We start from the raw sequence: 26747 nt of genomic DNA, 5'->3' as shown, positions 1-26747 counted from the left end.
AGTAGTGAACAGTTAGCACGACTGCTTTGCGACTTGATCCAAAATCCGCAAGAGGGGCTTAAAGCAGCTGTAACGACTTGCAACCGCACGCGTGTATTTGAGAACCAAGGGTATATCGTTTAAGTAATTGGCTTTGCCATCACGGTGATATAAGCGCGCAAAGATACCCAGGACTTTCAGGTGACGCTGTAGGCCCATCCATTCAAAGTCCCGATAAAAATCAGCAAAATCAGACGGAACTTTCAAGCCAGAAGCGCGCGCCATATCCCAATACTCAATCAAGAAATCAAGCACCTCTTCTTCGGTCCACTCAATATAAGCGTCGCGTAATAAAGAGACGATGTCATAGGTAATCGGACCATATAAGGCATCTTGAAAATCCAAAATGCCGGGGTTATTGGATGAGCAATGCATTAAATTGCGAGAATGAAAATCGCGGTGAACATATACCTGCGATTGAGCAAGATTATTTTCTTTAATCAACTGAAAAATCGTGTGAAGTTGATTTTTCTCATCTTCACTCAAGGCGTATTGATGGTGGCGCTTTAAATACCACTCATCAAATAGATCGAGTTCGCGCTGCAGAGTTGCATCATCATAGGGCGGTAAAACACCCTCACGAGTCGCAAGCTGCATTTTTACCAAGGCTTGGCTGGCATCGCGATAAAGCGCTTTTGCATTACTCGGAGATAAGACGTTTAGATAGGTCTTGCTTCCTAGATCACTGAGTAGCAGAAATCCTTTTTCCTGATTCTCTTCGAGGATGAGGGGTACATGAAGCCCCGCATCCTTCAAAAGATTGGCAACCTGAATAAAGGGTAAAACGGTCTCTTTATCGGGTGGGGCATCCATCACAATCAGGCTGGGATATTGGGGGTGAGAGCTAGTCATTCGGAAGTAGCGCCGAAAGCTCGCATCTGAGGAAGCGGGGGCCAAGCTGGCAGTCTCTAGCCCCCAGCGGCCTACTTGGCTATCAAGCCATTGATTCATTTGAATTAAGCGATTGTCAGGCATGATCGGTTCGTATAATAAGGCTGTCAGGATCCATGAGTCATTATCGCCTTCGCGCCGGCATCAGCGCCTATCTCGCATCTTTAAAGACCCCGTACGCGATCCTGGGCCGGGGGTTAATGCTCTCCCCTTTAATGCTAGCCATGCCGCTGATGGCCCAAAACTTGGGTCCAGTTGTTAATACGATTTCACCATTGCTACCATCGTCACAACAAAACCAGACTCAACAAGAGTTACAAAAGCAAGCGCCGGTTCCGATTGGTGAGCCACCTCGACCACTGCCGGTTGGATCCCTCCCAACCACAACTTTAGTTCCTAGCCGTGCTGAAGTAACGGTCTTAAAGTTAGATGATCAATTGCGGGTCGGTAAACCGATTCCAGATAGTGAGGCCCTGACCTTCTCCTTTAGCGATGAAATTGATGGCGTGGTTGATCGTCAAATGAACTTGAAGGGACGTGCTCAAATTCGCCGGAATGACACCGTCATTAAGGCCGATGAAATTAATTATGACCCCGATACTGATATTGCAAATTTGATCGGTAATGTGGAGTTAATTAAGGGAACGACTCAGTTCTCGGGGCCACGCGCACGCTTTAAGGTCGATGCACGCGAAGGCGAGATGGATAAACCAAAGTATGAGCTTCGAGATGTTCGCGGACGCGGTCAAGCGAATAAGTTAACCATCGAGTCTGCTGACATCTTTATCTTTGATAAAGCCACCTACACCACTTGCAGTCCAGATAATTTAGATTGGTATTTCACGGCCAGTCAGATTGAAGTTGATCAAGAACAAAAACAAATGACGGGCCGCAATGGTGTGATGCGTTTTTTTGATGTGCCGATTGCGTATGCACCTTACTTTAGTTTGCCTACCTCAAATCAACGTCGCTCTGGATTATTAGCGCCCGTAATTGGCTATAACTCGAATAATGGTTTAGATATTGCACAGCCGTATTACATCAATATTGCACCGAATCGCGATCTCACCGTTACCCCTCGGTTCATGAACCACCGCGGTACATTGTTAGGCGGTGATTTTCGTTACATTGATCCAAAGTATTCAGGAACGTTAAGTGGTCAGTTCATGAACTACGACAAAATTTTAGGACGCGATCGCTGGAAGTACGACTGGCAACAGCGACAAATGTTAGGTCGAGCGTGGAATGGTTACGCGAATGTCAGTAAGGTGTCGGATAACTTGTATCCGATTGATTTCTCGTACGGCATCGGCGGCGCGGTGACCAATCAGTTCCGGCAAGAGGTGGGTACCAATTATGGCGGAATTAAAAACTGGAATTTCACAGCGCGCGCACTGACCTTTCAGACTTTGCAGCCAGATCCAACATCACCCGTTACTTCTCCCTACAACATCTTGCCGCAAGTTACCGCCAATTATCGTAATCAGCGTGCCTTGGGCGCCCCTGGGTCATTCTCGGGTGGATTTAATCGAACTCCCGACATTACATTTGGTGCGGATTTCACTCGCTTTTCATACAACACCAATAATTTGTATGCGCCTGCCTCCGGAATGCCCCAGGGGGGATCATTTAGTCAAGCCGATCGAACCGTGATCCGGGGTAGCATTGCCATGCCACAAATTACCCCTGGCTATTACTTAAAGCCAAAACTTAGTTTTCAAGCCAATCAATATTCTGGAGTACTTACAAATAGCCCATCGACTTCGATTAATCAATCCTTAAATCAACCTATTCAAGGATTTGCTTTACCAACTTTTAGCTTGGATTCTGGTTTGGCATTTGAGCGCGATGCAACGGAAATGAAAGGTTTCTTTGGGCGCGACATGATTGTGACCATGGAGCCACGTGCCTTCTATGTCTACACCCCATTCCAGAGTCAGGCGCAGACCCCATTATTTGATACTGCTGATGCGGGTTTTGGTATTACCCAAATATTTAGTGAGAACACTTTCGTGGGTAATGACCGCGTAGCTGATAACAATAAATTAACCATGGGATTGACAAGCCGTGTTTTAGAAACAAATACGGGTGCAGAGCGTGCCACAGTGACCCTGGCGCAGCGCCAGGATTTCACAGGTCAACGGGTGGGTTTAAATGGCACGATCCAAAACCCAACACGTTATTCCGATACCTTGGGCGCTAGTACGATCCGTTTGCTAGGGAACTTTAACGTCGATTTGTTTGGGCAGTACAACACCCAACTTAACCGCTTTGTACAAAGCAGTGTGGGTGCTGGATGGCGACCAACACCAGGCCGCAGTCTCAATTTTGCTTATCGTAATGTTTGGAATCCGCCAACCGATGGAACGAACTCGGGGGTCACTCAGACCGATCAATACAATGCATTTGGCGAGTGGCCAATATTAAAAAAATACCGTGTATTGGGCCGTTGGGGATACGATGCCTTAACAGCGAAGACCTTAAATACCTTAGTGGGATTGCAGTACGACGCAGATTGTTGGACCGCTCGTTTTGCTTACTCTCAAGCCCGTAACACTTCCCAGATCACCACTACCCAAGTCCTTTTTCAATTAGAATTTAGAGGTTTTGCTAGTGTTGGAAATAACCCAGTCGATGTGATGCGTCTGAACGTTCCTGGATACCAGCCGGTAGCTAAGCCTTTGCCACCTTCACCCTACGAAAATTATCAATAATGATTTTGTGTCGTAATTCATTCCTAAAGTTCAGCGTGCCTCGTTTTTTGATGGTAATTGGATTCTTGGGCGTGTTGTTTAGTCAGCCATTAGGTGCACAAAATAATCCCTCTGCTAATGAGCCTAAGATCATCAATATTGATGGGGTAGTAGCGGTTGTGAACACCGGGGTTGTAACGCGCAAAGAAATTGATGATCGGGTTGCCTCAATCCAAAAGCAGGCACCAGCTGGAGCGAAAAAGCTGCCAGAGGGTGATGAGCTGCGTAAGCAAGTTCTTGAAAACTTGATCTTAGAGAAAATTCAAATTCAGGAAGCGGAGCAAACTGGTTTGGCCGTTAACGATAAAGAGCTTAATAAAATTATTGAAGATATCGCAACTCGGAATAAGTTGACCTTCAATGAATTTCGGGAGACGGTCACTAAATCAGGTATTAGTTTTCAGCGTTATCGTGAGTTATTGCGTGAGGATGTTCTAAAAGCGCGCTTACGAGAGCGGGAGGTTGACTCACAAATTAAGATCTCCGATGCTGAAATCGATAACTTTATTGTTGAGCAGATGCAGCGTCGTGGGGCGGAGCCTGCCGCAGCAGGCTCAGGTCCTGAAGAGATTGCGGTTGCTCAAATTTTTATCCCGGTGGAAGAGGGAGCGGGTCCCAGCGCTCAAGCTGAAGCCAGAAAGCGTGCAGAAGCCATATTAAAAGAAGCACGTGGTGACGCAGATTTTATGCAGTTGGGCGCACAAGCTAATAAAGAAAACTCTCGTATTAAGTTTCAGGATCTTGGCTATCGAACCCAAGATCGTTTACCTCAAATTTTTGTTGAGGCTGTAAGAAATCTGGGTCCTGGTCAAGTAGCACCGTCGGTGGTTCGAAGCCCAGCCGGCTTTCATGTACTAAAAGTAATGGATCGACGTTCCAGCGGTACAGGGGCACGCGCAGCGACCAGTAATGCCAATCCGGCAGATCTAACACCACAAAATATGATTGTTACGCAAACACTAGCGCGGCATATTCTGATTCGTCATCGTCAAGGATTACAAGATGCCGATGTTGAACGACGCTTACAAGGCTATCGTGATCAGATTCGTGCCAAGACCGCTGATTTTGAGTCTTTAGCAAAGAAATTCTCGGAAGATGGCTCAGCCCAGAATGGCGGTATATTGGGCTGGATGGGTCCCGGTGAATTGGTACCCCCATTCGAGATTGCGATGAATCGCTTGCAAATTGGTGAAGTGAGTGATCCGGTCAAGACCGAATTTGGTTGGCATTTAATTCAAGTGCTAGAGCGGCGCGATGCGCAACTAACGGTTGAAAAGCAACGTGAGTTTGCTCGAGCCGCGATTCGAGAGCGTAAGTTCGAGCAAGCTTACCAAGACTGGTTGCGTCAATTGCGCGATACAGCAACTGTCAAGATTTTGAATCTGGATGAGCAAGTCCGTTAAGCTCGCAGTGAGCACTGGGGAGCCGGCTGGCATTGGCCCTGAAGTTTCATTAGCAGCTGCCAAAGCCTTCGTAGCAGCCCATGCGGATGTAGAGATTAGTTTATTTGGCGATCGGCAGTTATTTGCAAATGAGGCATTGCCGCCCCAAATCCAAATTGCGCATATTCCCCTAAACCATCCGCCAAAATCCGGTGTTCTTGATTCAGCGAATGCGCAGTACGTACTTTCTTTGATTCGTACGGCTAGCGATTCATGTCGAGTTGGTCAACATCATGCACTGGTTACTGCTCCGGTCCAAAAAAGTATTTTGGATACTCCGCAGTCGCCATTTACTGGGCATACCGAGTTTTTGGCTGACCTCGATCACCAGCACCAGGTCGTCATGATGTTGTGCGGTGAAATCCCCCAAGCGCTCAGTGGTAAAGGGCAAGCAATCCCCTTGCGAGTCGCTCTTGCCACCACCCATTTGCCTATTCGTCAGGTTGCTGGTGCTATTCAGTTTGAGTCTCTATTCAATACCCTAAGAATCATGCAAGCGGATTTACAGGCGCGCTTTGGGATAGCAAAGCCTCGCATTGCGGTGACTGGTTTAAATCCCCATGCAGGAGAAGATGGCCATCTTGGTCGCGAGGAGCTTGAGGTGATTATTCCTGTGATTGAAGCTGCTAAACATGAAGGGATCCTGGCTTCTGGACCGTATCCAGCCGATACCTTATTTCATGCGGATCGGTTACATTCATTTGATGCAGTCTTAGCGATGTACCATGATCAAGGCTTAGCCCCTTTTAAATTTGCAAGTTTTACGGAGGGAGTGAATGTTACCTTGGGTCTTTCATACATCAGAACTTCCGTTGACCATGGCACAGCCCTCGATATCGCTGGGCAGGGTAGGGCAGATTGGCGTAGTATGTTTGCTGCTCTTCGCCTCGCCAGAGAGTTGGCCCTCACGAAATTAAATTACGATGCATCGAGCACGTAAGCGCTTTGGACAGAACTTCCTGATGGATCAGGGAGTCATTGCTGCGATTGTGAATGCCTTAAACCCGACGCCCGGCATGCGCGTTCTTGAAATTGGCCCGGGGCTTGGTGCTTTAACCCGACCTTTACTTGAGCGCCTTGAAAAACTCGAGGTTCTTGAGATCGATCGAGACATTGTTCAGACATGGCAAGCGGCAAAACAGGGAGAGTGCTTGGACGGCCTAATTATTCACGAAGGCGATGCTCTTCAATTCGACTTTGCGAGCTGGGCTAAGCAAGCCAAGTTAACGAATGAGCGCTGCACCTTGATTGGTAACCTGCCATATAACATTTCGTCGCCTTTGCTATTTCATCTGATTGCAGCGGCCCCTTGGGTCGATGAACAAATCTTTATGTTGCAAGCTGAAGTAGTGGAACGTATCACTGCACCAGCGGGCGATTCGGAGTACAGCCGCCTGTCGGTCATGCTGCAAGCAAGATATCACGTGGATTACTTGATGGATGTGCCACCGACTGCGTTCGAGCCGCAGCCCAAAGTAGATTCTGCAGTGATTCGGATGATTCCACGCGCCGATTTTTCTTTAACACCAGCCCAATGGGACTCACTCAGTCAGATTGTGGCCTTAGCCTTTGCTCAGCGTCGCAAAATGCTACGCAGTAATTTGCAGAGTATTGCTGAGCAATTAAATCTGACCGATACGGAACTAAAAGCACGTGCCCAAGATATTTCAGTCGAGCGTTATGTTCAGTGGGCGTTGATGCTGTCAGAAAAATAATTATTTGGCTTGATAAGCCGCTGGGTCAATTCGTCGCATTTCACCCTCGATCCAGGTTTCTACAGCCTCATGCAATTGATCCCCGGATTTGCCCTGGGAGGGGATTGACGGTCCAATCGAGACGGTAATGAGCCCAGGGTACTTCAAAAAACTATTTCGTGGCCAGCAGCGGCCTGCATTATGGGCCACCGGTAATACGGTAGCTCCCGTGAGTCCAGCTAAGCGGGCTCCGCCTTTGCGATAGGGCTTATGGGATCCAACGGGCGTACGGGTACCTTCTGGAAACAAAATCATCCACTTACCTGCTTTTAAACGCTCCTTTCCTTGATTGGCAACCGATATTGCGGAGCCGCCCGCATCAGAGCGATTGATATGAATCATATTGAGTAAGCCAATCACCCAACCAAAAAAAGGAATCCAAAGTAGTTCCCGTTTAAACACATAGCAGAGATCTTTAGGAAAGATCTGTAAAAATGCAATCGTTTCCCAGGCCGATTGATGCTTGCTAAGAATCACCACGGGTTGATCAATTACTGCCTGAATGTTCTCTTTTCCGAGAACTTCAAACCGAACCCCACAAAAGACTTGCAGAAAAAAGATAATACTTCGACCCCAGAACTGAATAATGCGATAACGAGTATGTTCGTTCAGAAAGGGAAAGGTTATTAAGCAAAAAACCGCATAGAACGGCGTGTACGTTACAAGACTAATCAAAAAAAGGAGTGAACGAAGCCAAATCATGACTGCGCCAAAATTGATCGTGCAAAACCCATCAAATCCTCATGAATTTGTGTATTGCTTGGTAACTCAGCCCTCTTAATACCACGACCTTTCCCCGTTAGGACCAAGTGCGGAGTCGCACCAAGGGCCGTTCCAGCCAAAAGATCGCGCAATGAGTCGCCCACGATCGGAACACTGCTTAATGGCAACGCAGGATTTGCAGGACTTTTTAAATATCGATTTGCAATTTGCTGCATTAAGCCCGGTTTAGGCTTACGGCAAGCGCATTGATCGGCATCGGTATGGGGACAAAAGAAAATACTATCAATCTTGCCACTCAATGGTTTAAGCAAATCCATCATTTTTTGGTGCATCGCATGCAATTCACTTAAGGTGTAATAGCCGCGTGCGATACCCGATTGGTTGGTGGCAATCGTGAGGGTATAGCCTGCTTGAGAAAGTAAGGCAATCGCTTCTAAGCTATTAGGAATCGGAATCCACTCATCGCATGACTTCACATAATCATCGCGATCTTGATTAATCACACCATCACGATCCAAAATAATGAGCTTATCGACTTTAAGGGTCATGCAAGTTTGCCAATATCGGCGACTAAATTCATTTGTTGGTGGAGGCGTTGCAGTAGGGCAAGACGATTATTTCGAAGCTCGATGTTCTCATCCATTACCATGACATCTGCAAAGAATTGATCCACCGGCTCACTGAGTGAGACCAGATCTTGCAATAGATCAATCAATTGTTGGGCTTGGAGCTTCTGATCGAGGCGCGGTTGCAGTTGAGTAAGAGCCGTGTATAAATTCTTTTCTGCTGCAATGCTGAGTAGACTTGGTTTGATCTCCGTACTCACTTTGCCATCAACCTTCTTCAGGATGTTACTAATTCGCTTATTGGCTCCAGCAAGCGCGGCTGCTTGCGGTAATTGATTAAAACTTCGAATGGCTAGTAAACGTGCAATTAGATCGTTGAGTTTTTGCGGATGGGTGCTCAGGACCGCATCAATCTCTAAGGGGCTAAATGTGGCGCCATCAACGGCTTGATCTTTTAAATATGCTTTTAATCGATCCAGAATAAACTGATAGATAACTTCTTCATCAACCTCAACCTTCAAAACTAGATTTGAAAACTGTTGCTTCGCAAGCCCAATGAGTTGCTTGAGATTGAGTGGCAAATTCTTTTCCAATAGCAGTCGGCAAATCCCTAAGGCATGGCGTCGCAATGCATAGGGGTCCTTATCACCTGTGGGAGCAAGACCGACACCCCAAATTCCAACAATAGTTTCTAACTTATCGGCGATCGCCAATACGGTTCCCACCAAGGTTTCCGGTAGAGAGTCCCCCGCAAATCGAGGAAGATAGTGCTCGTAACACGCGGAAGCGATATCCGGTGCTTCATCATTTGCCAAGGCGTAGTAGCGACCCATAACCCCTTGTAGTTCCGGGAACTCGCCAACCATATCCGTTAATAGATCAGCTTTGGCGAGTTGTGCGGCACGGTCAACCTCTTGAAGCTTAAGCTCAAATCCAGCTTGATTGAGGCTACTAGCAATTTCATTGGCTAATGCTCGGACTCGTTCTGAGCGTTGCAGCTGATTTCCTAATTGGTTGTGATAAATCACCTTGGCTAAATCAGGAATGCGCGATTCTAGAGTGCGCTTCTGATCTTGCAGATAAAAGAAGCGCGCGTCGGCCAAACGGGGGCGAATAACGCGCTCATTCCCAGAAATAATTGACTCTGGTTGATCCGTTTGTATATTCGAGACGATGAGGAAACGATTGCTTAGTTTGCCGTTTTGATCAGTTAAGGCAAAGTATTTCTGATTGGTTTGCATTGTCAGAATCAAGCATTCCTGAGGAACTTCCAAAAACTCAGGATCAAACTCGCAGGTATAGATCGCCGGATACTCCACCAAGGCGGTGACCTCATCCAAAAGAGCGTCTGGCATTAAAACCCGCAGGCCATTGGCAGCCTTTTGTAACTCCGATTTAATATAAGCGCGGCGTTTGGCAAATGACGGGATTACTTTTGCAGCCTCAAGTTGGGGTTCGTATTGCTGCGCGTCACCAATGGTAATAATTCCAGGTGATAAAAAACGATGGCCTTCAGTTTGATTATTTGCATCAATCCCCAAAGCATGGATTGCAAGAGTCTTCGATCCGTGTAATGCAATGATGCGGTGTACGGGTCTCGCAAATTGGACTTCTTCAATGGCACCTAATTGCGCTTCGATCTGGTAATGCATCATCTTTGCGATTGGTAATTGCTCGATTGCGTCTACTAAGGCCGATTGCAAAGCTGATTCCAGACGCGCGCCTGTGGCAATTGTATTTAAATAAAGTGCCTCATTTTTACCTTCACCGCTACGTTCTAATTGATCGAGCGGAGTATCGGGGTGACCCAAGCTTGCCAACTTTTTGGTAAGCGCTTGACTGGGTTTACCTTGCGCATCATAGGCAATTGAGAGTGGCAAGAGTTTCTCTCGCACCGGATAATCGGGAGCCTGATCCAAAACATCACTAATCAGGACTGCTAAACGTCTTGGGCTGGCAAATGACTGACAGGTGCTACTGGAACTTAGCAATTGCGCTTTCTTTAAACTTTCGTAGATCGATTGCGATAGGGATTCGCCTAAACGTTTGAGTGATTTTGGGGGAAGCTCTTCGGTGAATAGCTCGAGCAGTAAGGGGAGACGGTTCATATGGAAATTAATGCCTTAATGCGCTTTAGTTTGCAACATGGGAAAGCCTAGTTGTTCACGTGATTCGTAATACGCTTGCGCGACCAAGCGCGACAGATTGCGAATACGTCCAATATAGGCAGCACGCTCTGTTACTGAAATCGCCCCACGCGCATCAAGCAGATTAAATGTATGGGCTGCTTTTAAAACCATCTCATACGCAGGTAATGCAAGCGATTGCTCCATTAAGCGCTTCGCTTCGCTTTCGTACTGATTAAAGTTTGCAAACAGGAAGTCTGTATTGGAGTGCTCAAAGTTATAGCGCGACTGTTCCACTTCATTTTGGTGATACACATCACCATAGGTCACGCCGTCTGTCCAGACGAGATCAAACACATTGGAGCAATTTTGCAAGTACATCGCTAAGCGTTCAATTCCATAGGTAATCTCACCCAATACGGGTTTGCAATCTAAGCCACCCACTTGCTGAAAATAGGTAAATTGAGTCACTTCCATCCCATTGAGCCAAACTTCCCAGCCAAGGCCCCACGCCCCTAAGGTTGGGTTCTCCCAGTCGTCTTCTACGAAACGAATATCGTTTTGCTTCAGATCAAGCCCCAAAGCCTTTAAGGAGCCTAGATATAAATCCAAGATGTTGGCAGGCGCTGGTTTTAAAACAACTTGGTATTGGTAGTAGTGTTGCAAGCGATTTGGGTTTTCACCATAACGACCATCCTTGGGACGGCGTGAAGGTTGAACATAAGCTGCTTTCCATGGTTCAGGACCAATGGCTCGCAAAAAAGTAGCTGTATGCGAGGTACCGGCCCCCACTTCGAGATCGATGGGTTGCAACAGCGCACAACCCTGTTGGTCCCAATAATCTTGAAGTTTGAGAATAATTTGTTGAAACGTTAGCATGCGACATAATGATTTTTTAGATAAGACCTTGATTTTACTCGGCAAACCAAGGACTTGTTAAAAAATCAGTTCGGTCGCGTTCTCCGCCAATAGCCAATCCCCAGGGCAAAAAGTACCCAGATCAAAATCGGCCAATTGCCCCAGATCACATAAGGCGTCCGTCCTTCGAAGGCTTGCACTCGAATATCAAGTTCGCCCTGCACAAATTGCGGAAGGCTTGCTATGACTCGTCCGCGCTCATCAATCACCGCAGTGATCCCGGTATTCGTGGCGCGTAAACTGGGTAAGCCAGTTTCTAGAGAGCGCAATTGGGAGAGACGTAATTGCTGCATGGGGGCTTGCGATTGGCCAAACCAAGCCAAGTTTGTAACGTTCACTAAAAGATTAACTGGTTCTCTACTATTACGAATTCGGGTGGCGATTTCGTTGCCAAAAATATCTTCGTAGCAAATTGAGATGGCCGCATAAAGTGGACGATCTGGATTGGAGCGGGGGCGAATTGAAAATGGTGCTTGATCAATCGATCCTCTGGCAAAGTCACTCATCGGTACTTTAAATGCATCCACAAACCACTGAAAACCAGGAGGAATAAATTCGCCAAACGGAACCAAGTGATGTTTATCGTAGTGGTAGATAGGCTGTTGCTTAGAAAAGCCACTGACCCGATTGGAATACTGAACCGCAGTGTCGCCTTTGGCAATTTTGCCAATTAAGCCGAGCAATACATGACTATCGGTTTCATTTACAAACGCTTGAATACGTTCCATCGATTGATCGGGAATGTCTGGTTCGGGCCAAGGAAACGCGGTCTCAGGGACAATGATCAAATCGGCTGGGGCTTTAATAATTTGATCCCGATAAAAATGGATTTGTTTTAGGATTTCAGCGGGATTAAATTTGAGGCTTTGTTCAAAGTTGCCCTGAATCAGTCGCACCGTAATGGGTGAGTCTTTGGGGCTAGTGAACGACCAAATTCCCAAAACCTGGACAATTGCAACCACCCCCAATACAACAGCGATACTTTTGAGCCGGGGCTGACTCAATTGCAAGGCGGCCCAGATAAATAAAAAGGTACAAGCTAGGCCACCCAAGTAGGGTGCGATATTTGCAAATGGACCATTCACTTGCGACTCGGCAAACCCCATCCATGGAAAGCCAGTAAAAATCTGACCTCGTAAATATTCAGTTAGTACCCACGCTGCAGGGATCGCGAGGGATCGCCACGCAGAATGAGTGACTTGCTTTGCAATCAGATTGGCCAATCCAAAGTAGACCGCCATTAGACTGGCTAGGGCAAGAACAGCAAGGCTTGATAACCATATCGCCATGCCACCGACATCGTGCAGACTAATAAAAATCCACCAAAGAGCGATTACAAAATAACCAAGACCGAGTAAGAATCCATCCCGAAATGCCTGACTAGATTTGGTCTCGCTGCCCCTGTTAAGTATGTATAAAGTGTAAGCAAATAAGACTATTTGAATATAGCCACTAAAGGGAAGCTCACTCGCGACCGCTAAGAGAACCCCTAAAAAAACTAGTAAGGCGCTATAAATAATGGGGTTGGCCTGAAGACGACTACTTTGCAATTAAGAATCGGTGGCAGAGACGTTGGGGCTTGCAATGCGGCGCATTAGAAGAATATGGACCTGACGGGGATCGGCACGTTGGACCTCGAATTCAAAACCATCAATCCGAACCCGCTCGCCAAATTTTGGCACCCGACCTAAATGTTGAATGACCAGCCCAGCAACGGTTTCCACATCTTCTGCCGAAAAATCCGTCTTTAGCTCTTCATTAAGCTGCTCAAGCTCAGTCATGCCCTTAATACGATAGTCACCATTTTTTAAGACGGTGATATTGTCAGCATCCTCATCGATGTCATGCTCATCTTCAATGTCACCAACAATTTGTTCGATGACATCTTCAATCGTAATCATTCCAGCCACGCCACTGTATTCGTCAACCACAATGGCTAAATGATTGCGGTTATTACGAAAGTCTTTGAGGAGAACACTTAAACGTTTTGACTCTGGAATAAAAACAGCCGGCCGTAGCCAGTCTCGAATCTGAAAATCTTTTTCGGTGAAATGGCGCAAAAGATCTTTGGCTAGCAGAATACCGATCACTTGATCTCGACTGCCTTCATAGACTGGGAAGCGCGAGTGGCCAGTTTTGACCACATCCGCAATGATTTGCGACAAGGGAGCATTGATGTCAATCCAGTCAATTTGGGCGCGAGGCAGCAATATATCGCGAGCAGATAATTCGCCAACCTGAAAAACGCCCTCGATCATCGAAAGCGCATCGGCATCCATGAGCCCATCGGCTTGGGCTTCACGAAGAGTCTCAATCAACTCTCTGCGCTGCGCTTTGGGATCGGAAGACTGGTCCGAAAAAAACGCGCTTAGACGATCAATCAGGCTATTTGACATAAATTAGTAGACAGCATAAAACATTTTGATGACAGTCCGACAAACGAATCTTTTTAGTAAGGGTTTGCAAAGCCAAGCGATTGCAATATCTTGATCTCTAAGGCTTCCATTTTTTTAGCATCTTTTGGCTTTAAATGGTCATAGCCTTTGGCATGCAGGCAGCCATGAATTAAAAGATGGGCGAGGTGAGCTACGAGGGGCTTTTGTTGTTCTTTGGCTTCTTTGCGCAGAATTGGTAAACATAAAACAATGTCTGCTTCAATCGATTTTCCCTGTGTTGGATAGGAAAAAGTGAGCACATTGGTAGGCTTATCAAAGCTGCGAAAAAATAGGTTGAGATCGTGAGCCTCGGCTTTGTTCACAAACCGAATCGTGAGGATTGCTTTACTTTGAAAACAGGCTCCAGCCCATTTACGAATTTGCGCCAAACTCGCTATCCTCAAAACTTGGCTTTGGAGGCCCTGGGTAGCAAACTGAAGATCAAGATTGAGGGTTTGGCTCATGAATCAATTAGACCGAAGAATGAACAATTTCACCGCGTAGGGTGTGCTTTAGAACTTCACTAACTTTAACGTCAAGCATCTGTCCATTCCAATGATCGATAGTGCTTTGATCAGAATCACCCTCTGGAATGATGATGTTGACTACACGATTATTCTCAGTACGCCCAAGCAGATGGGCGTTATCACGGGTTAAGCCTTCAATCAAGACCCGCTCATGGTTACCTAGCATTGCTTGGCTGACCCTCAGCGCTTGAGAATCAATTTGAGCGATCAAACGCTGCAAGCGCTTTAACTTGATTTCATAGGGCGTGTCGTCCTCTAGATTGGCTGCGGGAGTGCCAGGCCGAGGACTAAAGATGAATGAGTAGCTGTTATCAAACTGCAGTTCGGTCACCATATCCATCAGCTTCTCAAAGTCAGCCTCGGTTTCCCCGGGAAAGCCAACAATGAAATCACTCGAGAGCGAGAGCTTGGGGCGAACCAAACGCATTTTACGAATAATGCTTTTGAACTCCAAGCTCGTATAGCCACGCTTCATGGCCGACAAAATTTTGTCCGATGCGTGTTGCACGGGAAGGTGTAAATGACTGACTAACTGCGGGACTCGGTCATACACATCAATTAGGCGCTGGGTAAATTCTTTTGGGTGGCTGGTGGTAAACCGAATGCGTTCTAACCCCGGTATCTCTGACATGTATTCAAGGAGCAGTGCAAAATCAGCAATCTCTGATGTTTGGCCCATGAGCCCGCGATAGGCATTGACGTTTTGCCCCAATAGAGTGATCTCCTTCACACCCTGCTCGGTTAGGCCCACAATTTCAGTGAGTACATCCTCAAAGGGACGAGACACCTCTTCACCGCGTGTATACGGCACCACGCAGTAGCTGCAGTACTTCGAGCAACCTTCCATGATGGAGACAAAGGCCGAGCCTTTGGTCTGACGTGAGCGGGGCAGATGATCAAACTTCTCAATCTCAGGAAACGAGATATCCACTTGCGATTGACCGGTGGCGAGTCGCTGGTCAATCAGTTTTGGTAAGCGGTGCAGGGTTTGTGGGCCAAAGACAAAATCCACATGCGGTGCTCGATTAATAATCTGTTTGCCTTCTTGGCTGGCAACACAGCCGCCCACACCAATTAAAAGACCGGGCTTTAGCTGCTTTAGCTCCCGTAGGCGCCCTAGGTCTGAGAACACCTTCTCTTGGGCTTTTTCTCGGATGGAACAGGTATTGAGCAAGATGACATCAGCATCTTCAATTTGATCCGTTTGGTCCATGCCTTGGGCTGAATGAAGGACGTCGGCCATTTTGTCCGAATCATACTCATTCATTTGGCAGCCAAATGTCTTGATATAAAGCTTTTTCATACGCCGATCTCAGGTTTATAACTGGGGGCAAGGCTCCTATTGTAGGCGATTCTCAAGTGTGTTCGGGCACTTGAAATCGCTCAAAGTGCCCCAATATGAAAAGCAATCAAAAATTGAACAAAAAGGACATTTACCGATGAGTACCGTAAAAGAAACCCTTGGCTTTCAGGCTGAAGTAAAACAACTTTTGCAGCTAATGATCCATTCCTTGTATTCCAACAAGGAAATCTTTTTGCGAGAGCTCATTTCAAACGCTTCGGATGCCGCTGATAAGTTGCGGTTTGAGGCGATGACCCATCCTGACTGGTATGAGTCTGATCCAGAGTTAAAGATCAAAATCAGCTTCAATAAAGAAGCCAGAACCATCACCATCAGTGATAACGGAATTGGGATGAGCCGGGATGAGGTAATCGCCAATCTCGGAACCATTGCCCGTTCAGGCACGAAAGAGTTCTTTACAAAACTCTCGGGTGATCAGCAAAAGGACGCCGCTCTGATTGGTCAGTTTGGTGTTGGCTTCTATTCAGCATTTATTGTGGCTGACAACATCATCGTGGAAACACGACGTGCTGGTTTGCCTGCATCCGAAGGTGTGCGTTGGGAATCCCAGGGTGCTGGTGAGTTCACCATTGAAACCATCAATCGTCCTGAGCGCGGTACCTCGATCACCTTGCACTTGCGCGAGGGCGAAGATGAGTTACTCTCTTCTTGGAAATTGAAATCCATTATTCGCAAGTATTCGGATCACATTTCTTTACCCATTCAGATGCACAAGGAGGAGTGGGACGAAGAAAAGAAGGAGCAGGTCACAAAAGATGAGTTTGAGACCATCAATCAAGCGACCGCTTTATGGGCTAGACCTAAGTCAGAAATTACAGACGAGCAATACAAGGAGTTCTACAAACATATTTCCCATGACTTTGAAGACCCGCTAACGTATTCGCATAATCGCGTTGAGGGGCGCAGTGAGTTCACCCAGCTCTTGTTTATTCCCAAGAAGGCCAATTTTGATCTATGGGATCGCAACAAGCGTAATGGCATCAAGCTCTATGTCAAACGCGTCTTCATCATGGACGATGCCGAACAGTTAATGCCCATGTACCTTCGTTTTGTCACGGGCGTGATTGATTCTGCAGATTTACCACTCAATGTCTCTCGTGAGATCCTACAAGAGTCGCGCGATGTCAAAAGCATCCGTGAGAGCTCAACCAAGCGAGTTTTAACGATGCTCGAGGAGTTGGCAAATAGTGAGGACGCTGCCAAAAAAGAGCAGTATGCCCAGTTTTGGCAAGAATTTGGTCAAGTCCTCAAAGAGGGGATCGGAGAAGATGTCGGTAATCAAGAGCGAATTACAAAATTAGCGCGCTTTGCTAGCACCCACAGTGATTCTGCCGAGCAAACGGTTGCGCTTGCCGATTACCTTAGTCGGATGAAAGAAGGGCAAGACAAGATTTACTACGTCACCGGTGAATCCTATACCGCTGCCAAGAACAGCCCTCACTTAGAGATCTTTAAGAAAAAGGGTGTTGAGGTTCTGCTGTTATCCGATCGAGTCGATGAGTGGATGTTGTCCTATTTCCATGAGTTTGACGGTAAGGCCTTAGTATCCGTTGCAAAAGGTGGCCTTGATCTAGGCGCCTTGGCCGATGAGGCCGAGAAAAAAGAGCAAAAAGAGACTGAAGAGCAGTACAAGGATTTGATCGAGCGCATGAAAAAATCCCTTGATGGCAAAGTGAAGGACGTACGCGTTACATTGCGCTTGACCGATTCGCCAGCGTGCTTGGTTGCTGATGAGCATGAGCTCTCCGCCAATCTCTTGCGGATGCTCAAGGCCGCAGGCCAGCAGGCCCCGGATAGCAAACCGATTTTAGAAATTAATCCGCAGCACCCCTTAGTTCTCAAACTAAAATATGAGGATAAGCAATTTGATGATTGGGCAACCATTTTGTTTGATCAAGCATTGCTTGCAGAAGGGGGTCAGTTACAGGATCCTGCTGGATTTGTAAAACGCATTAATCAAATGCTATTGGCATAAAGGATTGGGTATGAGAGCGGTGGTATCTCGATTTGGTAATGGTAATTTTCAGCAGACCTTAGAGGTAGGCAATGATCATTTTGTCTCGGATGTTGATCAAGACAAGGGTGGTAATGCCTCGGGCCCATCGCCGCATGAATATTTAGGGGCTGCCCTAGCTGCCTGCACAGGCATGACTCTCAAAATGTATGCCAAGAGAAAATCGTGGGATCTACAAGATGCGATTGTGACGGTGGATATCGAGCGCGAGAACGACATCGAGAAATTTAAGCGCACCATCAAACTGGTGGGCGTAATTGATTCAGAACAGCGCGATCGTTTATTTGAAATCGCGGACAAGTGCCCGGTTCACAAGGCACTTGCCGGCAAAATAGAAATCGATACCCTGTTACTTTGAGCCTGATGATGAGCTATTGGTGTTGGTAGAGCTTGCTTTACCAGCCTGATAGCCTTTGTTGTATTGGGCTTGCTTGTCTTTCTCATACAGGTCATACACATAGCCAGAAGCTGCACCAACTGCAGCACCGCCAACCGCACCCCAGATTGGGTTGCTATGGAAAATCGCCGCACCAACCGCACCTGCAGTTGCGCCAATTGCGCCACCCGATAAGGTGCGCTGTTGGGTAGTGTCCATATTTGAGCAACCTGTAATCAACAATGCGGAACCGAGAATGATGGGTAATGATTTTTTCATGATCAAGTTCTCCTAAATGAAATGATTATTTGCCACAAGGAAAGCGACCAGCAAGGTAACGCAATGCGCTATCGGCTGCAGGTGTATTAGCATATTGCTGATTTTGCTTTGCCCAATTGACGTAATCGGCAATCACTGCATCAATCGGGGGTGCCGGTTGCTTTAGGCAGATAAACGGTTTGGCATTCGTTGGATGGCGGGTTACGAGGTAGGTATCGTAAATCGCAGTTGAGTAGCCAACACAAAAGGATCGAAATTCTGAGCTAGCAGGAAGCTGACAGTACTTCACGAGCTCTTGGGTACTTAAGGCTTTGTTTTCAGCCATGGCTGGGGTGCTTAAAAAAGATACACCTAATCCAAGCAATAGAAACAGTTTTTTCATTGCTAGTCCCTTAAAAAACATAATTTGCACCGTAATAGTGCAACATTGCGATCATATTGCCCCACTTCAAAACATAATACCGAAAATTCACTTACAAAAATAGGGGTATTAATGGATGCGATGAAATCTGGGGCCGATGTCCTTTTCATTTTGATGGGCGCAATTATGGTTTTGGCAATGCATGCGGGGTTTGCTTTTTTGGAACTTGGAACTGTGCGTAAGAAAAATCAAGTCAATGCACTGATCAAAATCCTTATTGATTTTTCGATCTCCACCATTGCTTATTTTTTTATTGGCTACAGCATTGCTTACGGAGTCAACTTTTTTTCAAGTGCAGAGTTACTCTCTCAAAAAAATGGCTTTGAGCTTGTAAAGTTTTTCTTCTTATTAACTTTTGCCGCAGCGATTCCAGCAATTATTTCTGGCGGCATTGCCGAGCGTGCCAAGTTTAATCCGCAATTGATTGCTACCTTTGTGATTGTTGGTTTTATATATCCTTTCTTTGAGGGCATTGTTTGGAACCAACATTATGGAATACAAGGTTGGATTAAAAATCTCACAGGTGATGAGTTTCATGATTTTGCCGGCTCGATTGTGGTTCATGCAGTTGGTGGTTGGCTCGCTTTACCAGCAGTCATTTTGCTGGGTGCTCGACGTGGGCGATATTCTAAGGAAGGTCAAATTGCAGCGCATCCACCTTCAAGCATCCCATTTTTAGCTCTTGGGGCATGGATTTTGACAGTGGGATGGTTTGGGTTTAACGTCATGAGCGCACAGACGATTGATAAGGTCAGTGGTTTAGTTGCTCTTAATTCTCTAATGGCTATGGTTGGTGGAACCATTGCAGCGTGGTTTGTAGGGCGCAATGATCCAGGGTTCTCTTATAACGGGCCTTTAGCTGGTTTAGTGGCAGTGTGTGCTGGCTCCGATTTGATGCATCCTCTAGGGGCACTTATCGTGGGATTAGTTGCGGGCGCTTTATTTGTCTATATGTTTACCAAAGTACAGAATCGTTGGAAGATCGACGACGTGCTTGGTGTTTGGCCATTACACGGCTTATGCGGTTTGTGGGGCGGTATCGCTGCAGGTATATTTGGTCTCACAGCCTTAGGTGGACTTGGCGGAGTCAATGTTATTGCTCAGTTAATCGGTAGCTTATTAGGGGTAGCGGTTGCTCTAATCGGCGGTTTTATAGTTTATGGAATTCTTAAAGCATCGGTTGGGATTCGAATGTCTCAAGAGGATGAATTTGATGGGGCCGATCTTAGTATTCATAAAATTTCCGCCACTCCAGATCGGGAGTCAAGCTGGTAATTTAGCCTCACTATAATGAAAGCATGGCGATATATGAATTGGATGGCATTTCCCCTGAATTAGGTGATGGCGCTTGGGTGGCGGACTCTGCCGAAGTCATTGGCCGAGTTCATCTTGGAAAAAACGCTAATGTCTGGCCGCGCGTGGTGATCCGGGGCGATAACGAGCCGATTCGGATTGGAGCTGGCACGAATATCCAAGATTCTGCAGTTTTACACTCTGACTATGGCTGGCCGCTCACCTTGGGTGAGAACGTATCGATTGGTCACCAGGCCATGGTGCATGGGTGCACGATTGGTGATGGCAGTCTAATCGGAATTAATGCTATCGTCCTTAATGGCGCCAAGATTGGTAAAAATTGCTTAGTCGGTGCTGGTGCTTTAGTGACAGAAGGAAAAGAATTTCCAGACGGTTCCTTAATCATTGGATCGCCAGCGAAAGCGGTCAAATCGCTAAGTCCAGAGCAAATTGCTGAGATGAATCGCATCTCCTCGCACTACGTCGAGAACGCCGCCCGCTACCGCAAAACCCTCAAGAAAATTTCCTAGGCTTTCATTGCTGCACGTTCTTAACGTCATTATTCCGATCTTTGCCTTGATCTTGGCAGGATATATTTGTGGGAAGACAGGTAAGTTAAGTCCCAACGCATCGACCGAAATTAATCGCTTTGTGGTGTGGCTCGCGCTGCCAGCCCAAATGTTTGACTTCACTGCGCACAGTAATTGGCAGGAACTTTGGCAACCAGGATTCATCATCGCATTTAGCTCGGGTGCGATCTTGGTCTATTTGGCCCTCTTAATTTATTACCGGATTCAGACCAAAGATTGGACCGTGGCTAGTTTTCAAAGCTTGAGTGGCTCGTATGCGAACACTGGGTATATGGGCATCCCGCTATTACTGCTCGCTTTTGGTGAAAGTGGCCTTGGGCCTGCCGTGATTGCGACCTTGATTGTGGTGTGTGCACTCTTTGCGGTGGCGATCATCTTTATTGAGCTCGGGGTACACGCCAAAAAGCCGTTTGGTGAAATTATTCAAACGGTTGCTAAATCCTTGGCCACTAATCCTCTATTGGTAGCGCCATTTTGTGGGGCGCTTTGGGCGACCACCGGTCTAGAACTCTACGCGCCACTGCGTCAGTTTGTCAGTTTTTTGGGGGCCGCAGCCAGTCCTTGTGCCTTAGTATCGATTGGATTATTTTTAGTCCAAAAAACTGCCGCACCCGCAAAGACCACTTGGAGCTTGGTGTTTGTAAAACTGATTTTGCAACCATTCGTCGTTTGGGTGGTAGCGGATCCGATCTTGGGATTACCGACGTTCTGGGTTTATGCCGCCGTATTGGTGAGTGCTTTGCCAACGGGTACAGGCCCATTCATGCTGGCTCAGTATTACCGAGCTGATGGCTCTCTGATCTCACGAGTCGTACTCATTACCACCCTAGGTTCTTTATTTACGCTATCGATCCTCGTATGGTGGATGACGCCTAGCTAGGCTCTGGATTTTTTCCTTCCGCATCCACTTGATGTTCCCAAGAGGCATTCACAAATGCAGGGAGTTGCATGCAGTTGTGCGTAATCCGATTTAAGGTTGGATAGCTAGCAAAATTGATCTTGGCATCGTATGCATTAAATACTTGCGGAACTAAAAATGCATCGGCCATGCCTGGCTGATCGCCATAGCAGAATTGGCCAACGCGCGCGTCATTCGAGAGACGTTTTTCTAGACTCACGAGTCCCTTTTCAAGCCAATGGTTGTACCAACCAATACGCGCTTCATTACTAATCCCAAGTTTTCCAACCAGATAACGCAGAACCCGAAGATTATTCAGCGGGTGAATATCAGCGGCGATATCCTGCGCCAAACCTCGCACCCAGGCTCGATCTTCGACCTTAGTGGGTAACAAAGTTGGAGTGGGGTACTTTTCTTCGAGAAATTCAATGATGGCAGCCGATTGATGCAAGGCAATGCCCGCATCGATATACAGTGGTACCAAGCCATTCGGGTTGAGGGATTGATAAGATTCCTGGAGCTGCTCACCACCGCCCTTACGAAGGTGGACTGGAATCACCTCGTATTCAATCCCTTTCAAATTCAGTGCAATTCGCACTCGAAAGGCAGCAGAGCTACGCCAGAAGCTATATAGAGTTGGTTTCATAAATTTAATCATAGACGATTAATTTGCTATGCTTGTCTCTGTAATGACAACTCTGAAATCAACGCTCCAAAAGCGAACCATTTTCTTCAAAACTGAAAGCGGTGCGCCTGAACGAGAGCTTTGTACCGATTGCGGCATTTCTAGATCTTCAGATCCCAAGCGTTGTGGCCGTGCCTGTCAGTTTATTGATCCTCAATATGAATCCCTTGAGCAAGAGATACATGGAAAATCTCGAGCATTCAGCGGCGATCAACTCTTCTTTGGGGTTTATCGCAAGATGTACCGGGCAAGTATGCGAGAGCCACTCGAGGGTGCTCAGTGGACCGGAATTACCACCTCGATTGCCAGCCAACTTCTCAATAACAATTTAGTAGATGCCGTATTAACGATGGCACCAGATCCAGATGATCGTTGGCGACCCATGCCTGTCCTGATCACCGATCCTCAAGAGCTTCATCAAGCACGGGGTATGCGGATGGGCTACGCCCCGCTTCTGGCTCTTCTGGATATAGCAAAAGAGAGAAATTACCAACGGCTTGGAGTGATTGGTATTCCTTGCCAGGTTTATGCATTGCGTGCTTTAGAAAAAGAGCTCAATTTAAAAAAACTTTATGTGATTGGTACACCCTGTTCAGACAACACCAGTACAGAGAACTTCCATGAGTTTTTACAACTGATTGATGAGAGCCCAGAAGACATTACCTATTTAGAGTTCAGGGCCGACTACCATGTGGAGTTGCGATATCAAGATGGACGAAATAAAACAATTCCATTTCTGATGCTGCCATTATCTAAACTCAGACCCGATTTTTTCCCACTAACATGCAGAACCTGCGTGGATTACACCAATGCGCTTTCTGATATCACGGTTGGCTACATGGGTGGCTCCGGGGAGCAATGGTTAATTGTGCGTAATCAGCAGGGAGAAGAGTTACTCAATCTGTTGGGTAATCAAATAAAACTTACTGAACCAGAAAGTGCTGGTAATCGCGCAAGCCCTGTCAGAGGGTTTATGAAAAACGTTGAGTTAGCTGCTGGTGGTTTACCACTGCGTCAGATGCCTAATTGGTTAAGACCGATCGTCGGGTGGCTCATGCCTAAGATTGGTCCCAGGGGATTAGAGTTTGCAAGAGCACGGGTTGAGATGAAAGCGATTGAAACGGTATTACACCTGCGCAGAGAGCTACCAAAGAAGATGAAAAACATGGTGCCTAATCATGTCTGGCAGCTGGTCAAACCTTACGGGCTAGTTGCAAATACCAGTGAAATCAAAGATGAAGTGAAGAATACAACTAAAGAGAAATAACAAATAGAGCAATGATTAAAAGATTAAGGATGCCAAAAATAATGAAGACGGGTTTGTAAATATATTTGCGCTTAACCGCTTCATCGCGCTCTCGTTGTATTTTTGGATCCATAACAAGCTATTTTTTTGGTTTGGCTGAGAAAGAACCAAATAAAATTAAGACGGCAATCACAATACCAATGAGGTCTTTATCCCGAATGTACATGTAAAAGCCTAAACCAAGAGCAATAAACCCAAAGATCATCCACCACGTTCTAGAAATCATCGATATACCTTACCAATAAACGATCCAAAAACAAAGCCCCCAGACAAGCTGAGGGCAGAATTTGGTGGCGAATCAGGGATTTGAACCCCGGACCTGCGGATTATGATTCCGTCGCTCTAACCAGCTGAGCTAATTCGCCGAACTGAGAATTATAAGGTAAAAGGCTTCAAGAGCCAGCCAAGCTCAAACTGGGGAATATCTCATCCGTGAGGTTATGGAATTTGTCGTTTAAAACGACATTACTCGATCAAACTATCTCTACCCATTTTTTTCTTTACAACATTGATTCCATATTTGATCAGAGTAATGATCAATACTGAACCCACGATGTCCCCAAACAGCATAATTAGAAAATGATCAAAACTACCGGATTCAAGATTTCTAACTTCAAACCATAGTTGATGTAAGCCTGAACTGAGTAAAGAGAATACAAATATTATTGCGACTAACTGTGATAGTGAAATATTACTGAGATCAGAATGCACTCTCAAATTATGTATCACAAAGTGGCGACTTAAAAGCGGCGCTACACCACAAATGGCAGCAATGCCTAAGATTGAAATGAGATCGTATTCAGAAAAGCTTATGAAGTTGATAATCAATGATGCCACTGCAAGTCCAACTGCACCCGAATAATCAAAAATCAGAGCTATAAAAATTCGCAAGCCCGCAGGTAAAAAAATCCAACTAACTCCTTGCGCAACCTCAAATGGTGCCAACACAAATAGATTGAAATAAAAAAACGCGATGTATAAAGCTGCGCTTAGTAGTATTTCAAAAAAAAGATGATTAAGGAATTTAGAACGCGGCATTAGCTAATTATAAAATTTATTAACACTTTGCATACAAATTTTTTCCGCTTTGTGATATAAAATCTTTGTATGAAAGCCATTAAACCCACAGCCTACGCCCGTTTTTTAAACGCTTTAGATTCACTGGACCGTATTAAGCCAGGCAGTCAATTAGACTCACTCGAGCAACAAATCTTAGATTACGTATATAGGGCTTCAGTCAATCAAAAGCAACTGTTAGTTGGTGATGTTATCCATTTAGAGCAATTTGGCTCACAGGCTACCTTACACGCTCGTCTTAAGAATTTAGTTGGCAAAGGATATATTGAGCTGGTTGAGGATAGGGTTGATGGTCGCAAAAAGTCGGTGCAGATAACAAAAAAAGCGGAAGCGCATTATCAATATCTCTCTGAATGTATGAATAAGGCGTTGAAACCTTAACTTTTTTTAGCTCCATATTAATTTTTAAGTAGCCATCAGTTTATTTGCTTGTGCTAATGACTGCTGCGCACGTGCGATGCGCTGTCGCTTACGTTCTATTTGCAGCGCACGATTGACACTGTCTTTTTGCTGTTGCAATGACCGAATCCGTGCTTGTGCGGGCGTCTGCGGTTTCGTTGGAGCGACGGAATGATGATTGGCAATCTCAAAAAAGCGCATACAACTATTTAAGCCGTATGCGTCTATCTCTATCCACAGTGTCGTTTTAACACGACGCACGTATTAGGATTTACGAAAGCCACTGCGCAAATGATTACCCGCATTCTCAATCTGCGTATCCAATTCACCCGCTTCCACCGCTTGCTTTACTGTCTCTAATGCTTTAATCAGTGCTTGTGCATTCTCCACTTCAATACTGTGTTTGCCCTTCGCTAACTCAATCACTTGAGTGCCGTAGCGAATACTCACACAGACCTTACCCGCCTCATTTCTAAACCACCACTCGCGTATGCGTTTATTCACTTCCACACTCTTACGCAGTCCCGTTTCCGTATCTTTAATACTGCGAAATTTCTTTACCGTAAATGCAGTGCCTTCAATTTGACTTTTAGCGAGTTGGATTTGTTCCCACAATTTAGCAATCAATTTATTGCGCCGAATGACCACTGCGCTTAAATGCGCGGGTTTTTTAGCGGCAGACAGTTTTAATGGTAATCCCCCCATTTTTAACCGAACCCAGAAGTAGGATTCATTAAGCAACCATGGCTAGTCGCTGTTTCGGGGTAATACCGCCCAATGCCATATTTGGACGTTGATGGTTATATTTATACATCCACTCTGTTGCAAACTCTTGAACTTCATCTACGCTTTGCCAATAATGCTGCGATAGCCATTCATACCTCACGGTGCGATTAAAGCGCTCGACATACGCATTTTGCTGTGGTTTACCGGGTTGGATATGGGTAATATGGATCTGATGTTTGGCTGCCCATTCCATCAGTCTGCCGCTCACCAGTTCTGGCCCGTTGTCCGCTCGTATAACGGCAGGCTTACCGCGCCAAGCAATGATCTGATCTAAAGCGCGGATTACGCGCTCGGATGGCAGCGAGAAGTCCACCTCAATGCCCAAAGCTTCCCGGTTAAAGTCGTCAATCACGTTAAAGAGGCGGATGGATCTGCCATCTTGTAACTGGTCATGCATAAAATCCATCGACCACACCTGGTTGATACCGAGCGGCACCACCAAGGCATCGGGCTTATCCCGTACCAAACGCTTGCGGGGTTTGATGCGCAGGTTCAGTTCTAACTCCCGGTAAATCCGGTAAATGCGTTTGTGGTTCCATTTGAAGTTCTTGACATTGCGAAGGTGCAAATAGCACAGCCCAAAGCCCCAGCTGCGGTTGTTATCCGTCAATCGGATCAGCCAGTTGGCAATCTGCTCGTTCTCGGCATTACTCTTGGCCTCATAGCGATAGCAAGACTCGCTAACCCTAAAAGCTTCGCAAGCCAAACGAATGGGGATTGCTTTATCTCTGACTGCCCGCTGGGCCATCTCACGTCTGTGAGATGGCCTCACCACTTTTTTGCGAGGGCTTCGGTCACGATCTCCGCCTTAAGCTTCTCTTCGATATACATCTTCTTTAAGCGGGCGTTCTCTGCTTCAAGCTCCTTCATGCGAGCCATCATCGAGGTATCCATGCCGCCATACTTGGCGCGCCACTTGTAAAAGGTGGCAGAGCTAATGCCGAGCTCTCGGCAAACATCAGGAACACCCAAGCCAGCATCAACCCGTTTAAGGGCATCCATGATTTGGCTATCGGTAAATTTAGAACGCTTCATGCAGAACTCCTCTATTAGAGAAAATTCTACCTCTGAGGACGGTTAACCTGT

At 46.3% G+C, this 26747-nt stretch carries 28 protein-coding genes and 1 tRNA gene; 11 read left to right on the top strand and 18 right to left on the bottom strand.

Translation table 11 applies throughout. The annotated features are described in order from the left end of the window. Positions 1 to 12: 12 nt before the first annotated feature. Positions 13 to 1014, bottom strand: a complete 1002-nt coding sequence (locus tag AOC32_RS08770; protein ID WP_108509091.1) for an aminoglycoside phosphotransferase family protein — start codon at positions 1012 to 1014, stop codon at positions 13 to 15. Positions 1015 to 1046: 32 nt separating this feature from the next. On the opposite strand from AOC32_RS08770, the gene AOC32_RS08765 reads away from it, so the two are divergent. The 4 genes from AOC32_RS08765 to rsmA are packed head-to-tail and all read left to right on the top strand — an operon-like array spanning position 1047 to position 6840. Further along, positions 1047 to 3644 carry an LPS-assembly protein LptD gene (locus AOC32_RS08765; protein WP_234409743.1) on the top strand — a complete coding sequence of 866 codons (2598 nt, stop codon included), beginning with the start codon at positions 1047 to 1049 and terminating at the stop codon, positions 3642 to 3644. 35 nt (positions 3645 to 3679) lie between these two features. After that, complete coding sequence (locus tag AOC32_RS08760; protein WP_234409742.1) at positions 3680 to 5086, top strand: peptidylprolyl isomerase; 1407 nt, start codon at positions 3680 to 3682, stop codon at positions 5084 to 5086. Then, on the top strand, positions 5070 to 6065 hold the full coding sequence (gene pdxA / locus AOC32_RS08755; protein ID WP_108509090.1) for a 4-hydroxythreonine-4-phosphate dehydrogenase PdxA: 996 nt from the start codon (positions 5070 to 5072) through the stop codon (positions 6063 to 6065). Before AOC32_RS08760 ends, pdxA begins: the two co-directional genes overlap by 17 nt. Then, positions 6049 to 6840 (top strand): 16S rRNA (adenine(1518)-N(6)/adenine(1519)-N(6))-dimethyltransferase RsmA, encoded by a 792-nt coding sequence (gene rsmA, locus AOC32_RS08750; protein ID WP_108509089.1) that lies wholly within the window; start codon positions 6049 to 6051, stop codon positions 6838 to 6840. The genes pdxA and rsmA overlap by 17 nt, the downstream gene beginning before the upstream one ends. Here the strand turns inward: rsmA and AOC32_RS08745 are convergent, their stop codons facing one another. The 8 genes from AOC32_RS08745 to miaB form a co-directional block, all read right to left on the bottom strand. Beyond that, a complete protein-coding gene (locus AOC32_RS08745) occupies positions 6841 to 7581 on the bottom strand; it encodes a lysophospholipid acyltransferase family protein (protein ID WP_108509088.1) in 741 nt (246 codons plus the stop codon). After that, positions 7578 to 8150, bottom strand: a complete 573-nt coding sequence (gmhB, locus tag AOC32_RS08740) for a D-glycero-beta-D-manno-heptose 1,7-bisphosphate 7-phosphatase (RefSeq protein WP_108509087.1) — start codon at positions 8148 to 8150, stop codon at positions 7578 to 7580. Before gmhB ends, AOC32_RS08745 begins: the two co-directional genes overlap by 4 nt. Further along, a complete protein-coding gene (gene glyS / locus AOC32_RS08735; protein ID WP_108509086.1) occupies positions 8147 to 10276 on the bottom strand; it encodes a glycine--tRNA ligase subunit beta in 2130 nt (709 codons plus the stop codon). The genes gmhB and glyS overlap by 4 nt, the downstream gene beginning before the upstream one ends. A 15-nt stretch (positions 10277 to 10291) precedes the next feature. Continuing rightward, on the bottom strand, positions 10292 to 11173 hold the full coding sequence (gene glyQ, locus AOC32_RS08730) for a glycine--tRNA ligase subunit alpha (RefSeq protein ID WP_108509085.1): 882 nt from the start codon (positions 11171 to 11173) through the stop codon (positions 10292 to 10294). 65 nt (positions 11174 to 11238) lie between these two features. Further along, positions 11239 to 12762 carry an apolipoprotein N-acyltransferase gene (lnt, locus tag AOC32_RS08725; protein WP_108509084.1) on the bottom strand — a complete coding sequence of 508 codons (1524 nt, stop codon included), beginning with the start codon at positions 12760 to 12762 and terminating at the stop codon, positions 11239 to 11241. Beyond that, a complete protein-coding gene (locus AOC32_RS08720; protein WP_108509083.1) occupies positions 12763 to 13608 on the bottom strand; it encodes an HlyC/CorC family transporter in 846 nt (281 codons plus the stop codon). It abuts the gene before it with no gap. Positions 13609 to 13661: 53 nt separating this feature from the next. Further along, positions 13662 to 14111 carry an rRNA maturation RNase YbeY gene (gene ybeY, locus AOC32_RS08715; RefSeq protein ID WP_108509082.1) on the bottom strand — a complete coding sequence of 150 codons (450 nt, stop codon included), beginning with the start codon at positions 14109 to 14111 and terminating at the stop codon, positions 13662 to 13664. A 7-nt stretch (positions 14112 to 14118) separates the two neighbouring features. Further along, positions 14119 to 15477: a tRNA (N6-isopentenyl adenosine(37)-C2)-methylthiotransferase MiaB gene (gene miaB, locus AOC32_RS08710; protein WP_108509081.1), complete on the bottom strand. Its 1359-nt coding sequence runs from the start codon at positions 15475 to 15477 to the stop codon at positions 14119 to 14121. Between the two features lie 136 nt (positions 15478 to 15613). On the opposite strand from miaB, the gene htpG reads away from it, so the two are divergent. Together htpG and AOC32_RS08700 are read left to right on the top strand one after the other, a co-directional pair. Continuing rightward, the gene (gene htpG, locus AOC32_RS08705; protein ID WP_108509407.1) at positions 15614 to 17512 is read left to right on the top strand and encodes a molecular chaperone HtpG; all 1899 of its coding nucleotides are present in this window, start codon (positions 15614 to 15616) and stop codon (positions 17510 to 17512) included. Between the two features lie 10 nt (positions 17513 to 17522). Further along, entirely contained in the window at positions 17523 to 17909 is a 387-nt protein-coding gene (locus AOC32_RS08700; RefSeq protein ID WP_108509080.1) for an OsmC family protein, read from the top strand. Here AOC32_RS08700 and AOC32_RS08695 read toward each other — a convergent pair. Both AOC32_RS08695 and AOC32_RS08690 read right to left on the bottom strand, forming a co-directional pair. Further along, complete coding sequence (locus tag AOC32_RS08695) at positions 17901 to 18206, bottom strand: glycine zipper domain-containing protein (protein WP_108509079.1); 306 nt, start codon at positions 18204 to 18206, stop codon at positions 17901 to 17903. The two genes, AOC32_RS08700 and AOC32_RS08695, sit on opposite strands and share 9 nt — an antisense overlap. 25 nt (positions 18207 to 18231) lie before the next feature. Next, complete coding sequence (locus tag AOC32_RS08690) at positions 18232 to 18588, bottom strand: Rap1a/Tai family immunity protein (protein ID WP_108509406.1); 357 nt, start codon at positions 18586 to 18588, stop codon at positions 18232 to 18234. 111 nt (positions 18589 to 18699) lie between these two features. On the opposite strand from AOC32_RS08690, the gene AOC32_RS08685 reads away from it, so the two are divergent. Genes AOC32_RS08685 through AOC32_RS08675 form a run of 3 tightly spaced genes read left to right on the top strand, consistent with a single transcriptional unit; the run spans position 18700 to position 21390 of the window. Then, the gene (locus AOC32_RS08685) at positions 18700 to 19902 is read left to right on the top strand and encodes an ammonium transporter (RefSeq protein ID WP_108509078.1); all 1203 of its coding nucleotides are present in this window, start codon (positions 18700 to 18702) and stop codon (positions 19900 to 19902) included. 23 nt (positions 19903 to 19925) lie between these two features. Further along, entirely contained in the window at positions 19926 to 20450 is a 525-nt protein-coding gene (locus AOC32_RS08680; RefSeq protein ID WP_108509077.1) for a gamma carbonic anhydrase family protein, read from the top strand. Between the two features lie 7 nt (positions 20451 to 20457). Further along, positions 20458 to 21390, top strand: a complete 933-nt coding sequence (locus AOC32_RS08675) for an AEC family transporter (protein WP_108509076.1) — start codon at positions 20458 to 20460, stop codon at positions 21388 to 21390. On the opposite strand, the gene maiA is transcribed toward AOC32_RS08675, so the two are convergent. Further along, complete coding sequence (gene maiA, locus AOC32_RS08670) at positions 21383 to 22054, bottom strand: maleylacetoacetate isomerase (protein ID WP_234409741.1); 672 nt, start codon at positions 22052 to 22054, stop codon at positions 21383 to 21385. The two genes, AOC32_RS08675 and maiA, sit on opposite strands and share 8 nt — an antisense overlap. Positions 22055 to 22097: 43 nt before the next feature. On the opposite strand from maiA, the gene AOC32_RS08665 reads away from it, so the two are divergent. Continuing rightward, a complete protein-coding gene (locus AOC32_RS08665; protein WP_108509074.1) occupies positions 22098 to 23360 on the top strand; it encodes a Coenzyme F420 hydrogenase/dehydrogenase, beta subunit C-terminal domain in 1263 nt (420 codons plus the stop codon). A gap of 118 nt (positions 23361 to 23478) precedes the next feature. Here AOC32_RS08665 and AOC32_RS09790 read toward each other — a convergent pair whose 3' ends face one another. The 3 genes from AOC32_RS09790 to AOC32_RS08655 all read right to left on the bottom strand — a co-directional run bounded on the left by AOC32_RS09790 (position 23479) and on the right by AOC32_RS08655 (position 24437). Next, positions 23479 to 23625, bottom strand: a complete 147-nt coding sequence (locus AOC32_RS09790) for a hypothetical protein (RefSeq protein WP_159074934.1) — start codon at positions 23623 to 23625, stop codon at positions 23479 to 23481. 62 nt (positions 23626 to 23687) lie between these two features. Next, positions 23688 to 23764: transfer RNA gene (locus tag AOC32_RS08660), tRNA-Met, on the bottom strand. 100 nt (positions 23765 to 23864) lie between these two features. Further along, complete coding sequence (locus AOC32_RS08655) at positions 23865 to 24437, bottom strand: hypothetical protein (protein ID WP_234409740.1); 573 nt, start codon at positions 24435 to 24437, stop codon at positions 23865 to 23867. Positions 24438 to 24506: 69 nt separating this feature from the next. Here AOC32_RS08655 and AOC32_RS08650 point away from each other — a divergent pair, with 69 nt between their 5' ends. Beyond that, positions 24507 to 24857, top strand: a complete 351-nt coding sequence (locus AOC32_RS08650; protein WP_108509073.1) for a helix-turn-helix domain-containing protein — start codon at positions 24507 to 24509, stop codon at positions 24855 to 24857. A gap of 24 nt (positions 24858 to 24881) precedes the next feature. Here the strand turns inward: AOC32_RS08650 and AOC32_RS08645 are convergent, their stop codons facing one another. The 3 genes from AOC32_RS08645 to AOC32_RS08635 all read right to left on the bottom strand — a co-directional run bounded on the left by AOC32_RS08645 (position 24882) and on the right by AOC32_RS08635 (position 26696). After that, positions 24882 to 25076, bottom strand: a complete 195-nt coding sequence (locus tag AOC32_RS08645; protein WP_108509072.1) for a hypothetical protein — start codon at positions 25074 to 25076, stop codon at positions 24882 to 24884. A gap of 63 nt (positions 25077 to 25139) precedes the next feature. Then, positions 25140 to 25580 carry a DUF6641 family protein gene (locus AOC32_RS08640; protein WP_108509071.1) on the bottom strand — a complete coding sequence of 147 codons (441 nt, stop codon included), beginning with the start codon at positions 25578 to 25580 and terminating at the stop codon, positions 25140 to 25142. 28 nt (positions 25581 to 25608) lie between these two features. After that, positions 25609 to 26696 (bottom strand): IS3 family transposase gene (locus tag AOC32_RS08635; RefSeq protein WP_108507841.1). Its coding sequence is split into 2 segments (ribosomal slippage): positions 25609 to 26444 and positions 26444 to 26696, totalling 1089 coding nucleotides; the frame shifts between segments, so codons are not numbered across the junction. Between the last annotated feature and the right edge of the window lie 51 nt (positions 26697 to 26747).

This window comes from Polynucleobacter acidiphobus (assembly GCF_003065385.1).
Classification (GTDB): Bacteria; Pseudomonadota; Gammaproteobacteria; order Burkholderiales; family Burkholderiaceae; genus Polynucleobacter; species Polynucleobacter acidiphobus.
The sequence above is the reverse complement of the archived record's forward strand: the minus strand, read 5'-3'. Positions and strand labels throughout refer to the sequence as shown.

What these genes read in the sequence shown, in the direction of transcription:
- AOC32_RS08770 (WP_108509091.1), bottom strand. Translation starts at nt 1,014, where the DNA reads ATGCCTGACAATCGCTTAATTCAAATGAATCAATGGCTTGATAGCCAA.
- AOC32_RS08765 (WP_234409743.1), top strand. Translation starts at nt 1,047, where the DNA reads ATGAGTCATTATCGCCTTCGCGCCGGCATCAGCGCCTATCTCGCATCT.
- pdxA (WP_108509090.1), top strand. Translation starts at nt 5,070, where the DNA reads ATGAGCAAGTCCGTTAAGCTCGCAGTGAGCACTGGGGAGCCGGCTGGC.
- rsmA (WP_108509089.1), top strand. Translation starts at nt 6,049, where the DNA reads ATGCATCGAGCACGTAAGCGCTTTGGACAGAACTTCCTGATGGATCAG.
- AOC32_RS08745 (WP_108509088.1), bottom strand. Translation starts at nt 7,581, where the DNA reads ATGATTTGGCTTCGTTCACTCCTTTTTTTGATTAGTCTTGTAACGTAC.
- gmhB (WP_108509087.1), bottom strand. Translation starts at nt 8,150, where the DNA reads ATGACCCTTAAAGTCGATAAGCTCATTATTTTGGATCGTGATGGTGTG.
- glyS (WP_108509086.1), bottom strand. Translation starts at nt 10,276, where the DNA reads ATGAACCGTCTCCCCTTACTGCTCGAGCTATTCACCGAAGAGCTTCCC.
- glyQ (WP_108509085.1), bottom strand. Translation starts at nt 11,173, where the DNA reads ATGCTAACGTTTCAACAAATTATTCTCAAACTTCAAGATTATTGGGAC.
- AOC32_RS08720 (WP_108509083.1), bottom strand. Translation starts at nt 13,608, where the DNA reads ATGTCAAATAGCCTGATTGATCGTCTAAGCGCGTTTTTTTCGGACCAG.
- ybeY (WP_108509082.1), bottom strand. Translation starts at nt 14,111, where the DNA reads ATGAGCCAAACCCTCAATCTTGATCTTCAGTTTGCTACCCAGGGCCTC.
- miaB (WP_108509081.1), bottom strand. Translation starts at nt 15,477, where the DNA reads ATGAAAAAGCTTTATATCAAGACATTTGGCTGCCAAATGAATGAGTAT.
- htpG (WP_108509407.1), top strand. Translation starts at nt 15,614, where the DNA reads ATGAGTACCGTAAAAGAAACCCTTGGCTTTCAGGCTGAAGTAAAACAA.
- AOC32_RS08700 (WP_108509080.1), top strand. Translation starts at nt 17,523, where the DNA reads ATGAGAGCGGTGGTATCTCGATTTGGTAATGGTAATTTTCAGCAGACC.
- AOC32_RS08695 (WP_108509079.1), bottom strand. Translation starts at nt 18,206, where the DNA reads ATGAAAAAATCATTACCCATCATTCTCGGTTCCGCATTGTTGATTACA.
- AOC32_RS08690 (WP_108509406.1), bottom strand. Translation starts at nt 18,588, where the DNA reads ATGAAAAAACTGTTTCTATTGCTTGGATTAGGTGTATCTTTTTTAAGC.
- AOC32_RS08685 (WP_108509078.1), top strand. Translation starts at nt 18,700, where the DNA reads ATGGATGCGATGAAATCTGGGGCCGATGTCCTTTTCATTTTGATGGGC.
- AOC32_RS08680 (WP_108509077.1), top strand. Translation starts at nt 19,926, where the DNA reads ATGGCGATATATGAATTGGATGGCATTTCCCCTGAATTAGGTGATGGC.
- maiA (WP_234409741.1), bottom strand. Translation starts at nt 22,054, where the DNA reads ATGAAACCAACTCTATATAGCTTCTGGCGTAGCTCTGCTGCCTTTCGA.
- AOC32_RS08665 (WP_108509074.1), top strand. Translation starts at nt 22,098, where the DNA reads ATGACAACTCTGAAATCAACGCTCCAAAAGCGAACCATTTTCTTCAAA.
- AOC32_RS09790 (WP_159074934.1), bottom strand. Translation starts at nt 23,625, where the DNA reads ATGATTTCTAGAACGTGGTGGATGATCTTTGGGTTTATTGCTCTTGGT.
- AOC32_RS08655 (WP_234409740.1), bottom strand. Translation starts at nt 24,437, where the DNA reads ATGCCGCGTTCTAAATTCCTTAATCATCTTTTTTTTGAAATACTACTA.
- AOC32_RS08650 (WP_108509073.1), top strand. Translation starts at nt 24,507, where the DNA reads ATGAAAGCCATTAAACCCACAGCCTACGCCCGTTTTTTAAACGCTTTA.
- AOC32_RS08645 (WP_108509072.1), bottom strand. Translation starts at nt 25,076, where the DNA reads ATGCGCTTTTTTGAGATTGCCAATCATCATTCCGTCGCTCCAACGAAA.
- AOC32_RS08640 (WP_108509071.1), bottom strand. Translation starts at nt 25,580, where the DNA reads ATGGGGGGATTACCATTAAAACTGTCTGCCGCTAAAAAACCCGCGCAT.